At 34.1% G+C, this 14,012-nt stretch carries 13 protein-coding genes; 9 read left to right on the forward strand and 4 right to left on the reverse strand.

Features of this window, described 5'->3' with window-relative positions:
* Positions 1-84: 84 nt before the first annotated feature.
* Positions 85-993 (reverse strand): ABC transporter ATP-binding protein, encoded by a 909-nt coding sequence (locus tag GJU32_RS06800; protein ID WP_155591177.1) that lies wholly within the window; start codon positions 991-993, stop codon positions 85-87.
* Positions 993-1,679: an ABC transporter permease gene (locus tag GJU32_RS06805; RefSeq protein WP_155591178.1), complete on the reverse strand. Its 687-nt coding sequence runs from the start codon at positions 1,677-1,679 to the stop codon at positions 993-995. Before GJU32_RS06805 ends, GJU32_RS06800 begins: the two co-directional genes overlap by 1 nt.
* A 215-nt stretch (positions 1,680-1,894) precedes the next feature.
* Between GJU32_RS06805 and GJU32_RS06810 the strand changes: the two genes are divergently transcribed.
* From GJU32_RS06810 to GJU32_RS06835, 6 genes are all read left to right on the forward strand, one after another.
* Entirely contained in the window at positions 1,895-2,620 is a 726-nt protein-coding gene (locus tag GJU32_RS06810) for a response regulator transcription factor (protein ID WP_155591367.1), read from the forward strand.
* Complete coding sequence (locus GJU32_RS06815; RefSeq protein ID WP_155591179.1) at positions 2,617-4,341, forward strand: sensor histidine kinase; 1,725 nt, start codon at positions 2,617-2,619, stop codon at positions 4,339-4,341. The genes GJU32_RS06810 and GJU32_RS06815 overlap by 4 nt, the downstream gene beginning before the upstream one ends.
* 275 nt (positions 4,342-4,616) lie before the next feature.
* On the forward strand, positions 4,617-5,213 hold the full coding sequence (locus tag GJU32_RS06820) for a hypothetical protein (protein ID WP_155591180.1): 597 nt from the start codon (positions 4,617-4,619) through the stop codon (positions 5,211-5,213).
* Between the two features lie 304 nt (positions 5,214-5,517).
* Positions 5,518-6,642: an ABC transporter gene (locus tag GJU32_RS06825; protein WP_196426618.1), complete on the forward strand. Its 1,125-nt coding sequence runs from the start codon at positions 5,518-5,520 to the stop codon at positions 6,640-6,642.
* Positions 6,643-6,658: 16 nt separating this feature from the next.
* Positions 6,659-7,870: an ABC transporter permease gene (locus GJU32_RS06830; RefSeq protein WP_155591182.1), complete on the forward strand. Its 1,212-nt coding sequence runs from the start codon at positions 6,659-6,661 to the stop codon at positions 7,868-7,870.
* An 11-nt stretch (positions 7,871-7,881) separates the two neighbouring features.
* A complete protein-coding gene (locus GJU32_RS06835; protein ID WP_155591183.1) occupies positions 7,882-8,814 on the forward strand; it encodes an ABC transporter ATP-binding protein in 933 nt (310 codons plus the stop codon).
* A gap of 295 nt (positions 8,815-9,109) precedes the next feature.
* Here the strand turns inward: GJU32_RS06835 and GJU32_RS23330 are convergent, their stop codons facing one another.
* Both GJU32_RS23330 and GJU32_RS06845 read right to left on the reverse strand, forming a co-directional pair.
* Positions 9,110-9,340 carry a hypothetical protein gene (locus GJU32_RS23330; RefSeq protein WP_230874969.1) on the reverse strand — a complete coding sequence of 77 codons (231 nt, stop codon included), beginning with the start codon at positions 9,338-9,340 and terminating at the stop codon, positions 9,110-9,112.
* Positions 9,341-9,422: 82 nt separating this feature from the next.
* On the reverse strand, positions 9,423-10,901 hold the full coding sequence (locus tag GJU32_RS06845; protein WP_155591184.1) for an L-lactate permease: 1,479 nt from the start codon (positions 10,899-10,901) through the stop codon (positions 9,423-9,425).
* A 139-nt stretch (positions 10,902-11,040) separates the two neighbouring features.
* Between GJU32_RS06845 and GJU32_RS06850 the strand changes: the two genes are divergently transcribed.
* The 3 genes from GJU32_RS06850 (at position 11,041) to GJU32_RS06860 (ending at position 13,638) form a co-directional block, all read left to right on the forward strand.
* Positions 11,041-11,601 (forward strand): helix-turn-helix domain-containing protein, encoded by a 561-nt coding sequence (locus GJU32_RS06850; RefSeq protein ID WP_155591185.1) that lies wholly within the window; start codon positions 11,041-11,043, stop codon positions 11,599-11,601.
* Positions 11,602-12,029: 428 nt separating this feature from the next.
* Positions 12,030-12,791 (forward strand): glycosyltransferase, encoded by a 762-nt coding sequence (locus GJU32_RS06855; protein WP_155591186.1) that lies wholly within the window; start codon positions 12,030-12,032, stop codon positions 12,789-12,791.
* Positions 12,792-13,095: 304 nt separating this feature from the next.
* Positions 13,096-13,638 (forward strand): pyridoxamine 5'-phosphate oxidase family protein, encoded by a 543-nt coding sequence (locus GJU32_RS06860; RefSeq protein ID WP_155591187.1) that lies wholly within the window; start codon positions 13,096-13,098, stop codon positions 13,636-13,638.
* Positions 13,639-14,012 lie beyond the last annotated feature (374 nt).

Here is a 14,012-nt window from a genome sequence, read left to right on the forward strand (position 1 = left end):
AAGCCAGGTGCTCCTATAAAAGGAGTAGCACCTGGCTTTTGTTACCTGTTACTAGTTCTATATTGAAAACTTACTCTATTTTCCTCAATCATTCATAAATATATCTTCTAAAGAAGGACGATTCGTTTGAATAGCAAAGATGTCCGTATCAACATTACATAAAGAGTGTACGATTCTAGCAATATCCGATTCATCTCGTATTTCGGTAGTCAGTTGATGGTTATCCCAGTATTTAACTGAAGTCCAATTTTCGATTTCGTCGCGTGCTTGACGATACGAGGCTTCATTTTTAGGGAATAACTTGATAGTTGTTTCGATATTTGTTTGAAATTGCTTTTGCAATTGTTCTATAGTTCCTAGTCCTGAAATGATGCCTTTTTTCATAATCGCAATACGGCTGCATAGTTTTTCCACTTCATTTAGATTATGAGATGTCATAAAAATAGTCTTATTTTGACTGGCTAATGTACGAATAAATTTTTGCATCTCTAGGGCAGACTCTGGGTCCATTCCAGAAGTGGGCTCATCCAGAAAAATAAGTTCTGGATTTCCGATGACAGCTTGCGCTACTCCTAGCTTTTTCTTCATCCCAAAAGAGAATTTTTTTGTTTTAACATGTATAGCGTCCTTTAAACCAACCTGCTCTAATAAATCCATGCATTGTTGCTTTGTAACAGTGTGCTTTTGTATCTTTGCAAAAAATTGAAGATGTTCAAGCGCTGTATCGTTAGCGTAAAATTCTGTGTAGTCTGGAAGCACACCTACTTTGTGCTTGACCCGATCTAGCTGATTATTTGATACGCCTAATATGCGAAATTGTCCACTAGTTGGAAGTACAATCCCTGTAAGCATATTGATAAAAGTTGTTTTTCCTGCACCATTTCTACCTAGAAAGCCAAAGATTTCTCCTTCTTGTACTTGTAGGTTGATGCCACGTACTACTGAATGCTTATGATAGGATTTTTTTAAATCCACTGTTTCAATAACGGCCATTATAAATCCCTCCTATGAAGACTAAGTATCGAAATTCCGACCATGATAGCTGCAAACAGCAGAACGACAAGCCATCCCCAAGTCCCGCCTTCAAGCATATAATGATATGGTGTAATATATTTAATGACTTTTAACCATAATTTATCTGACAAAAGGCTCCATAAACCAAAAGTAGGAATAGCAATACTTATCAGCAATCCCGCAAACATAGACATCGATCTTTTAGGAATGAGACATGACATTAGCACACACAGAGCCACAATGTACGTTAGCATAACAAATAAGCTACCGAACGTTTTGATATAGAACTGATGGGAAAAGAATGCGATGATACTAAAAGATGCTAGTAAACAAACAAACCAGTATGAAAAGATTCCTAATAACTTTCCTAAAATAATAGCTGGTCGAGATGTTTTTGTAACGAGGAATCGAATTGTCCTGCTTTCCGTTTCCCGATTAATTGTGTCGTGAAATAAAGAAAAGATAAATAAAAAGCCCATAATATAAATTAGGAATACCAACCCACTTACGTATCCAGCCTCTGCAAATTCAATGCCAGTAATGATACTGCTTTTTGAGACGAAATCAGATAGGTAATAGGAAACGGCAATAAAAATGGCAATCGTAATGAGTGAAAAGACACTGCGAAATGATTGAATAAATTCTTTTTTCCAAATAGCAATCATTGTTGTTCCTCCATTAGTAAATATTTTTAAAAGCTTTATCTAGAATATACATGCTGGATTTAACGTAAGCCGAAACGGTAGATTACCTTTTAATAAACTTTTATCAAAACAGTTTATGTTCTGTTTATTTTCATTGTAGTAGGCATTCAAATGGTATAATTACGTGTTAAAATGAATTCCATGCTAGACGGGAAAGGGAAGATTTAAATATGAATTTGCATGATGTTGCCATTTTACTTGTTGATGATGAACCAGCCATTCTGGATATGTTGCAAATGGTTTTAAATAAAGAAGGCTTTAGACAAATTGATCGTGCAAGCACGGCTCAAGAAGCGTTAAAGGCGTGCGAAAGGAAGCAATACGACATGATTCTTTTGGATGTCATGCTGCCAGATAAGAGTGGCTTTGATATTTGTCCCTTCATAAGAGAGACAACAGCTGCCCCAATTTTATTTATAACAGCCAAAAACTCAGATTTAGAGAAATTAACTGGCTTTGCTATGGGCGGAGATGACTATATTACAAAACCTTTCAACCCATTAGAAGTAGTAGCAAGAATGAAAGCGCAACTGCGTCGTGTTAGATTATACGAAGAAGAAAAAACAATGCACGTTTCTTCAAATTCGTATATTTATGATTTTGGTCGATTTCAAATGAATGAGCGGGCAGGCGAATTAACTGTAGATGGTCAGATCGTTTCTTGTCCAGCTCAGGTGTATCAATTACTGTTATTTTTTTGTAAGCATCCAAATCAAATATTTACAAAAAGTCAGTTATACGAAGCTGTCTGGGGTGATCATAGCTTTGGTGATGATAATACGGTTGCGGTCCATATTGGACGAATTCGAGAACGAATTGAAAAAGATCCAAAGGCACCCCAGTATTTGTTAACTATCAGAGGGCTTGGCTATAAATTAATCCAAAAAGAGGGTTTGTCATGAATCGAATTAGTCGTCGGCTTACCTTTACTTTTATATCGCAAATTGTGTTTGTGTTGGTGGCTTTAGCAATAGGCACAATCATTTTTTTAGTGTATGTTGGTATGCAATTAGAAAGTGAACCCGAAACGCAGCAATTATCGAGTGACAGCAATAGTGCACTAAGGCAAACTTTTTCGATAGAGAATGGCCATGTGTTAGTAGATTCAAACAAAATCTCTGCTATTGAAAAACGTGAAGAGTGGTTACAAATAGTAGATGCTCAAGGCAATATGCTTGCCTCTTCAAGACTTCCAGCGGATGTTCCATCGCATTACACGCCTGGGGAATTAATCGCTTTTTGGCAGCAAAGCAGACCTTTTCCTTACCATCTCACGATTAGTCGAGAAGAAAAAGGTGGGCAAACCTATTATGTTGTATTAGGGCAAAAACACCCTGCAAGACAGCTCGCAGAGCAACTATCGTTAGAATGGGATGGCTATCGCTTGTCACAGCGAGGGGAGCAGCTATTGCAAGAAGTACATGGCGCCTTGCAAATTTATTCAACAAGTGGGGAAGTAATACGACAGTTTGGGGAAGTAAGTAAGCCTAAAGAGCAACTCAAGCTTGATCATTTACTTGGAAAAGAGGCTGATGACCTTAGAAATAATGGTAATCAATATGTATACTATGATGCTGAGCAACAGCAGACCTGGGTTGTTGAGCTTGCGTCGACTGCTGTAAAGGTGGTAGATGAAGGGGATAATACTTCATTCTATTTTGGAAAAGCACTACTTATCTATGGAGTTGCACTTATATTATTCATAGTAGCCACAGCCTTTTGGTATGGCAAACGATTTGGACAACCATTTCTTTTTATTATTAACTTTATTCAAAGGTTGGCGGAGGGTAACTACAATGATCAAGTTCCCAAGAAAGACATTACATTAAATCGTAAAGGAAAAATGAAGCGTTCCTATCGTTTATTTCGCGAAATTAATGATTCTCTGTATGGTTTAAAGAAGAAACTAGAACAAAATGAAAAGCTTCGTCAACAAATTGAGCAAACCCGTGAAGAATGGATTGTTGGCGTTTCCCATGATCTAAAAACACCTTTATCTTCTATAAATGGCTATGCACATGTACTTGAGTCAGCCCCATACACATGGTCACAAGATGAATTACAAAGTATCGGGAAAACACTACGAGAGAAATCGACATTTATGGCTGAGCTAATTGAGGATTTAAGTTTAACGTATCGTCTAAAAAACGATGCATTACCAATGGATCGCCAAACTCAAGAAGTGAACGAAGTCATTCGAAGATCCGTTTTACATTTTATAAATGATCCTCAATTTAGTTCGTATGAAATTTCTTTTTATGCTTCTAACGAGCCGATCATGTACCCACTAGATATTAAATGGTTTACCCGTATTATTGATAATATGATTTCGAATGCTATTAAATATAATCCATCTAAAACTAAAATTGATGTAATCATTCAAAGACAGAATGATCATTGCTTCACGGTGGTGATTCGTGATAATGGCATTGGAATGGATCAATTGACTTTAGATAAATTATTTGAACGTTACTACCGAGGTACTAACTCTGAAGAAAATACAAGTGGTTCTGGCTTGGGTATGAGCATCGCTAAACAACTGACAGTAGCTCACGGTGGTCAAATACACGTTGATAGTAAATCAGGAGATGGAACGGAGATTGTATTGAAATTCTCCTCATGATGGCTTTATAACAAAATTTATTCACGCTTCTGGTTATAGCTTTGCTAGCTCCGATTAGATGTCCAAATTGTAGGGCTATCCGAGGATAGGGGTAGACGATAATTTTATTGAATCATCAACCACTTACCAGCTAAATAGTAAGTGGTTTTTTGTACATTAGCTACAAGTAGATCCAACCAAAAACATATTGAGCTATATGGAGACAAAATTTATAGTGCTGCACATACTGCATGAAGTCACAAGGATGATAAAAAAGATGAGGAGTTTAAAATCATATGACATTAATAAATTTAGTTACTTGTATTTGCAATGAAGCTAAAAATAGAGATAGTAAAAAATTAGAGGAATTACTAGATCAGCTTACCGATTATGATAATCCTAAAATACTTGATATTTACCCCTTTCAGATAAAAAGTAATGAAAAGTTTAGTCAAGTAGAAGTATTCTTTGATAAATTGGAAGTGAAAGATTTCCAAAAAAAAACGCAGAATTTTTACTCATATATGAAAAGCTTAGAAAAATTCGAGAAATTTTTTGAAATGATATGGTTACGATCGACTGAATTTTATGCATTTTATTTTTTACCAGAAACTTTATATAAAGAGGGAATGAATTATAAATTCTACGTGCGTGAATGGAAAAAAATAATTCCTAAAAATCGTGAAGAAGTAAATCTAATAAACATTGATGAGTACTCTATGCTAATTTCTCTAATTAAATTAGCAGTTTCCGATCATCTCACTTTACATTTCATCATACCTGAGGAGAATATTGTGTTTAGTGGGAATGGATTATGTTTTATACTTTATAGCCAACAGAATCTTGCTCTATTAGAAAAGATCGCTAATACTGAAGGCCTTTATTTACGTTGATACATCAGTGTCATTTTCGATTCATCAATAAAACAATTATTTTGTATCCAGTTGACGGTGTTGTATCGGCGACTGGTTTTTTTTCAATTTAATTGGGAGTTTGTTATCGACTAGGTTTAACTGAAGAACACGGATTTTTGGAGCATGGCATTCTGAAAATCATCATAGAAAAACCATTTCATCAACTACGATATGTATCAAAAGATGGTGATTCGTTATAGCAAGGCTTTAAAATGCAAAAATTGAAAAAATATCCACAATATCTTATTATAGTAATGTAAAGGCTTTCAGATAAGTGAGGAGGATGACTGTGTTAAGAGCATTAAAAATAGGTCTAGTTATTGAGCGAGCGAATAGAAAAAATTTAGTTGCACTAGCCGCTGTTGTAATTATCGTTTTTGGCTTTATGTTTTATATAAAGGCACAAGCCGTTGGTAATCAGCTTGTCGAAAAAAAGGGTGATTACTATTCAACACAGGCTATACTATCAAAGTTTCAAGTTAAAGATGCTTCAGAAGCAGGTGACGGAAGTGACTTATATAAAAATTTAACGAAACAAAAAAGCAAAATTGCTTTACAAATAGCGACATTAACGATGGACAGACAATCTATGTATTTTGAGGCTTCACTTCAACTCGCTGAATTAAGGCAAGCGGCATTTGAATTAGAAGGATACGAAAATATAGCAGAATTATTACCTTCTAAATTGCAAAATTCTATGGACTACCTTTATTTTAAGTGGATGATTGATGCGGGAGAGGATTCAATAACCGATTTATTTCAATACATACCGTTCTTATTATTTTTCTTTAGTCTCGTTGGAGCAGGCTGGTACATATTCGTTAGCTTCCATACAAGTTCTATTTTACTTGATGACTTTGAGCATTCTAGTTTAATTAAGGGCTTTCCTGTTCGATTTGATTCCTATATTTTATCTAAATGCATTATTGCTTTGTTATCCATCGTTACAAGCATTTTACTCATTTTTATTTGTGCAATTCCTTTGTGGATCATGAATGGGCTTGGTAACCCCCAAGAGCCTGTAGGGATATATGTAGGAAATGCGACATTAATATCTGCAATTCAATATATAACAATGAGCGTTGGTTATATGTTGGTCATTTCAATTTTTGTCATGCTGTTGTCGATTATTTTGAATGTGTTACTGAAAAATATGTATTTAACGTTATTTGTACATTTTATTTTATTCTTTTTACCGATGATTTTCCCATCACTTATTAGTCTATTCCCTTATAATCCTTTTAATTTCATGAACTTCAATGATATTTTACGAGGCGTACCAGTAGATTTAGTAAAGCCTGTTGATATTACTATGAATTTAGGCTTAATCATCATGTTTGTAAGTATTATTTTAATGTTAGTCATTATTAAAACATTTTTCTCAACAGGAAAAATCAAAAGGGCATAGGGGAGGTATTATAAGCATGTGGAGTTATTTCAAATTTGAATTCAAGCAATTTTTTACGAATAAGAAAAACATAGCAATCTATTTTTTGCTTGCTTTTGCAACCTTTTTTTATGTATTTAAAATAGCGCCAGCATTCGAACCGATTGAAAGTGTAGATTATGAAGAAATTGAGGCACGCTATTTAACACGTCAGGAATTTTTAGATCGTATGGAGGGTAAAGATTTATATGGTATCCATCCTCTCGTTATTTTTGCGATTGAAATATTTAAAGAAATTAATCCCATAGATAAAGCAAGATTAGATGCATTAGATGCGGGAGATTTAAAAAAATATGCAGATTTAACTAGTGATTGGTACTACTTTACGAATTCAATTACATATAAAAGCGATACATTTTCATATAACTCAAAGTATTTTATAGAAAATAACCAGTATGCAGAAGATGATGCCTTTTATGCTTATTTAGAGCAGGCTGCCCGTTACGATACTCATTCGAAAGCAGATTATGCATTATCAATGGAAATATTTGAACAACGTACAGCGCTTCAAACGTTCGAACGCTTATTAAAGGGAGCCCTTCCAATTATTTTAATTGTCTGTGTACTTCTTTTAGCAATCGATATTGTTACAAAAGATCGACGTCATCCGTCAATTTTAAAGGGGTTTCCTATTAGTGATTGGAAAAGGCTACTTGTAAAAATGTTTGTTGCACTACTAGGTAGCTTAGTATTATTTGTACCGCCTATCGTTGGGTTCCTTATCATAGGCTTACAATCTGGTTTTGGGCATTTCAATTTACCATCTCCAGTGTATGCACCTCATCTCGATTGGCGCACGGAAGGTAAATTTGAAATGATGACATTAGGTACGTTTTTAGGACAATCCTTCATTTTGCTTTTTGCCTGGTTTATTGTCATTATCAACGTTGTGCTGTTATCCAGTATTTTATTGCGTAGTGAGATGGTAAATTTCGCTGTTGGCTTGCTCCTTATTTTTGGGGAGAATTTTTACTTCAGCCGTTACGTTGGCTATTTCTGGGACATCCAAAACTATCCGACATCTTACATTCAAGTCGGTCAAATTATTTCAAAACAACGAAATTTTTATTATATGAACGATCATTTAGTTTTCACTTTAGGATTACAATTGTTACTTGGACTAGCATTAGTTGTCATTTTTTTAATAATACTTATAGCATTGAATAGACAATATAAGTTAATTAAATAGGAGGGATAAAGATGATTGAAATTCAAAATATTACTGTGCAATTCGGGGAAATGAAAGTGTTAAATGATATTTCAATGTCCTTTGAGCAAGGTGAAATGATCGGGCTTGTTGCGCCAAATGGAACGGGAAAATCCACATTTATGAATGTCTTGATGAATTATGTAAAACCTATGAAAGGGAAGGTAGTGTTTAAGGATGGCCTTTGTTACTCGAATAAATCAAATGAAGTGAAAATTCATCAATTCGTGTCGATGATGCCAGACCAAAGTGACCTGTATAATCACTTAACGGGGTACGAGCATTTAAAAATGTTTGCAACCATGTGGCAATCCGATGTAAAGCTAATAGATGAAACCATCGAAGCATTAAATATGAGGCATTATGTGAATAAAAAAACAGGCACGTATTCCCTTGGTATGCGCCAACGTCTATGCTTCGCAATGCAAATTGTCACAAATACAGAAATTATGATGATGGACGAAGTAATGAACGGACTTGATCCAAATAATGTAGAAATTATTTCGAAAATATTAGTAAAGAAAAAGGCGGAAGGTAAGATTATTATTATTGCCTCGCATTTACTTGATAATTTAGAAAAATATGCAGACCGAATTTTCTTATTTAACGAAGGAAAGCTAGTTAATACCAATCAAATAATAGAAGGTTTTAGTCAAGCGCATATTAAAACGATTCGAGTAAAACATATGGAAAGTACTACTAAAAATCAGCTTCAAGAGCTATATCCAGCTATAAAACTTCAAACACTTACAAATGGATTGACACTAATTCATTTACCAAGTTCTGAAGCAAGCTTATTAAGTTCGCTTACTTCTTTTTTAGTTGAGAGACATGTGGTGGATTTTGCATTTGGAAAAGTTACATTAAATGATTTGTATTCAATGTATTATCATGAAGATAGAAAAGTGACAGCCAAAAAAGCTTGATCATCTACTGAAAAGTAGCAACAATCTTTGAGAAGTGTTCATTTCTTACAGATTGTTGCTACACAAGTAAGAAGAAAGGAAAAGTTATCCGAATAGCATCCATCAAATTTAGTAAAAGTAAGTTAATTTTGCTCTTGATAATTAATGGCCTCTTTAAATTCGTCAGTAGCTAGGATATTGTAAAACATATTTCTACTATTTACATTTGCTATTGTCCCTGTGATTGTGTTGTCTATCCATAAATAGTATTCATCCTCGTTTAGTTTGATCTTATATTGCGGCACGATTGTATTATCTACTTCACCAAATTCTCAATAATTTTAATATCCTTCGCATCAGATATTATTTGTAGTGTGTCGGGTTTTTCTTCTTCGAAAATAATTAATTTTTGGATTTCTATCGTTTTTGTTGTTTTTTTATCACTGTTACAAGCTACTAACCATAAAGAACAAATAATTAAAAATAACATTGTTTTTATTTTCAACTTAGCTTCACCTCTTAATCGTTGAACTAAAAATACCCCCATATAAGTACTTTTTCACGCCATAAAAAATACCTGTTTTCGTCAATTAAAATGCTCATTACGATTAAAAGGGCCCCAGCACTATTTATTGGAATATGAAAAGAAGTAATAATTCCATTAAAATAATAGCCAAAGTTCCAAGACCAACAAAAAGTATCTTTTTTTGAATTTCATTTTCGTGCGTAGTTATTTTACAAACGGAACAGCTTAAGGCTACTCTTGATGGATTTACCATTGTCATCAAAGAAGAACTTACATTTTGAGCGCAAGCTACCAGAATAGGTGACATGCCAATATGAAGGGCTGTTTCTGTTTGTAATCGAATAAACATCGTATTGGAAGCCGTGTTACTGCCAGTTAAAAAACCACCAATTGCACCGACTAACGGAGAAACAAATACATAAAACTGACCGAAGGATTGTGCAGCTAGCAAGGAAAGTAACTGAATCATTTTTGCCTCAGACATTATTTCAGAAACAACTACATATAAAAAAGTTGTTATGATAACTGGATAACATTTTCTAAAAGTTAACATAACACTATTTCTTATTTCTAATGCCCGTAGTCGATAAAAAAAGATGGTGAAAATACAAACGATAAATAGGAAAAAACCAGGAGAATATAAAATGGATAATTCGAAATTATATTTTTCAATAGTTAGTGTAAACGTACTTGATAAATAATTTTTAAGAGGGATGACAATTCTAGATGTAAACAAAAGTACTATTAAGAGTAGGTACGGTGTTATATTTTTAATGGTATCTGATTTTTTTGCTAATTGAGTAGTTCCATACGTTTTATACCTTTTTCTAATCATAATGAAAATAAAGGATATGACTGTTAAAGATCCAAATAATCCAGCAAGTTCTACACTAACAAATCTATTACATAGCCAAACAGAAGCCCCTAATAAAAACCCAACAAATAGGATTGTGACTATTCTTTTTTTCAAAGCACTGAACCCTACTCCTATGTAAACAACTAGTATTGCATAATAAATATAGATTGGAATACACATTAATGCACTGCCCATTCCCATCTTATCCAAATGTACATTACCTAAAGTTGCTCCGATAATTGTTCCCATTGCAAGCGTTCCCCAGGGAATTATACATAGGCTAATTAACGCAATAAGTGAAGACTTAATAGGACTAAACCCTAATGCAATAAGTAATGGAGCTATTACAATTACGGCTAGACCAAAACCACTAACAGATTCTATTAAAGGTGATAATCCTAATGCTAAGATGAGGATTTGGTAAATTTTATCATCAGTAGCATTCGTAATAGATGAAGCTATCCCATTAATTGCACCTGCTTTATCCATTAAGTGAAATAAAAAAATGCCGAAAAATAATATATAAGCGATAACTGACGTAGTAAAAAAGCTTTTTATAATAGGGTCTGTTAAATCATTTATGTTACTATTAAAGATAGGAGATAGAGCGATTGTTGCTGTTAACATACTGGCTACAATTCCAGTAAAGATGGAAGATTTTTTCAAAACAAAGATCATCAACATAATACTAATTAATGGTAGTAAAGCAAGTAAAACTTTCAACAAATAAATCACTCCTTTATGTTCTTTTCCGCTATAGCGAATTTTTTTATCCTATAGTGTATGATTTTACACGAAAAACCATAAAAGGGAAGCGTTTATTTGGCATTTTATATAATCACTAAAAGAGAATGGAGAAAGACTCATGGAATTTGGCAAACAGGTAAATTTAATTAGAAAAAAAAGAGGTATGAGTTTACAGGAACTTTCTGCGTTAAGTAAAGTGAGTACATCCATGCTATCCCAAATTGAACGTGGTGAAAAAAACCCGACAATTTCAGTAGCTTGTCAGATTGCGGAAGCTTTAAATACTACTTTATCAGCACTATTAGATCAGCAAGAGAAGAGAGAAATCGTAGTTATAAGAAAAGAAGATAGACCCGTGTACTATGATGAAAACTCTGGTTTTCAGAGACATTTATTGTCACCATCTTTTCCGTCAAGAGGAATTGAATTTGTGAAAAATGTTATGCCTCCACTTTCAGAATCCGGCGTTTTTCCAGCACATAAATCAGGGGTTCAAGAATACATATATGTGGAAAAAGGTAGTTTAAAAGTAGAACTAGCAAAAGGGGTTTATAACGAGCGTTTATTTGAGGGGGATTCATTCTTTTTTGAAGCAGATACAGAGCATAGATTTATCAATGATTCAAAAGATGAATGCAACTATTTTTTAGTCATTGATTCAACTCAAAGTAAGAAGTAATGGCTATAAGCTTTTATCGTACAGTTTCTCATATATAAAAAACTTCAGCTAAGTGCTGTTTTTCTAGTAATCTTGATAAACGATCATAGAAAAGAGCGTGTTTTTGAGAAAGATTGATTAAAAACACGCTCTTACTATCCTGCATTCTATTCGCTCCACACTCACGCCTCATTGTTTAATTTCTGCCAGCTTTTGATTCATACTGATAAAGACCTCTAACCGTCAGCTATAGAAATGACATATTTAAAAAAATATTCAATTTCATTAGTTCATACAATATAATAAAGTGGATAATGTTCCAAATAATGGTGGTATTAGTTATAGGCTTTCATTTCATCAGGAAAATCCAAATTACATCATTCACGCTTATTTGTTGCAAGACACAGTTACAAAAATAAAAATTGTTTCATTTGAAGGGGAGATAGTGTATGAACGAAAAAGAGCCATTACCAGAAGTTAACAATAAAGAGAATATAAAAATTTCCATTTTAATACCCGCCCATAATGAAGAAAAGTACATTGGAAAATGCTTAGAATCAATTTCAAGAGCCTCAAAATTATATGAAAATCAAGTTGAAATCATTGTTGTGTTAAATCGATGTACGGACAGAACGGAAGAAATTGCGAAATCGTATAAATGTATCACACTAAAAAATAACGATAAAAACCTTTCTAAGATTAGGAACGCAGGTGTTGATATAGCTAGAGGTGAAATGATCGTGACGATTGATGCAGATACACAGATGAACGAACATGTGTTGTCTAAGGTAGAGGAAAACCTAATCAATGGAAAGTACATTGGTGGTGGAGTTACAGGGAAATTTGAAAGAATGTCTTTAGGAATTTTTGTTTCAACTTTACTATTAATTGGGCCACTATTAGTTAAATATGGGGCCATTTCTGTAGGGATTTTTTGGTGCTACAAAAAGGATTTTAAATCGATTAATGGATTTAATGAAGAGATGCTTATGGCAGAAGATGCAGATTTCGCTAAACGATTAAAAGAGTGGGGAAAAAAGAAGGGGAAAAAATACGGGACGATTCAAAATGGGATGATAACTTCAAGCAGAAAGTTTGATAAACATGGAGATTGGGTTTTACTTAAGCGCCCGAAATTAATCTTAGCGTATCTAAAGGGAACAGACCAAAAATATGCGGATGAAGCATATTATGAAAATCAAGATAGATAAAGAATAAAGGGAAACAGTTTCTTAAATAAACCATGACGTTAATCGAAAAAGGATTAACGTTTTTTTGTTGAAGTTATTAAACTATCGAGTAGCTTATCTTCATTAAGATTTTCCATCAACTAGCTAAATGTTGAACAAAGAAATACCCTACAACATAAATATTTTGATCACACTTAGACGAAACATTTGAACTGAACGGTTTTTTCGTTGGGAAATGGATTGCATCATAACTATAGTTATGGACGTTTTTATTCAATCCAAAGGTTGATAAGATGTCAGAATACTACTAGTAGGAGTGATAACAATGGTTGAGGTACGTTACAAGGTAAGAGAAGTGTTGGACAAAAACAAAATTGATATATTTTTGCAGCAAGCTCGAATTGGGCATCTAGGGATGGTTGATGGTCATTTGCCATATGTTGTCCCACTTAATTTTGTTTGGACAAAAGGAACGCTATATTTCCATGGAGCCACTGGTGGGAGACGAAATCAAGTGATGGAAGATAATCCAGAAGTCTGCTTTACAGTTTCCGAAGAATATGGAACGATTACTAATCCAGTACCAGCCAAGACAGACACCGCTTATATGAGTGTAATCGTTTTTGGCAGGGCTCAACCCGTCGTCGATCTGGATGAAGCTACACATATGTTGCAAGAAATGATTACTAAATATGTGCCTGGTTACTATAATCGTCCCTTATCCCAGCAACATGTGGACAAATATCGATCAGCCGTTTTCGGTGGTCCCGTTCAGGTTTACCGAATTGATCCACAACATATTACTGCCAAAGAAAATCCAATTGTATTAGGGGAGATGTTCAATATTGAAAAAATCCCACATACATAGCACTGGTTTTCAAAACTTGGTAAATCAAATCACTGGAAGCACCACTAACCCTAGTCATATAGGGATAGTGGTTTTTTATTGTACCTACTTTATGGACTGTTAAAATTCGCATTTTTGGATGTTTTTTATCAATCCGTATTACGTTATGCTAAGACCGTTCATTTATAACAGACAATTAGCAAGGAGGGGCATGCTACAGTTTAGTTCAGACTTTATCGGATAGCGGCAAGTGGAAGTGCGTAACACTTTTTTCATTCGGTAAAGCGCTTCTGGGAATCAAGCAATTTGAGGCATCACTGGACTCTTCACGATACATAAAAAGGGCTAATGACAACAGCCACAATTGAAGAGAACTGACGTTAAAGGACAAGAGT

Origin of the sequence: Lysinibacillus cavernae (genome assembly GCF_009724685.1) — a bacterium.
In the GTDB taxonomy this organism is placed as follows: domain Bacteria; phylum Bacillota; class Bacilli; order Bacillales_A; family Planococcaceae; genus Lysinibacillus; species Lysinibacillus cavernae.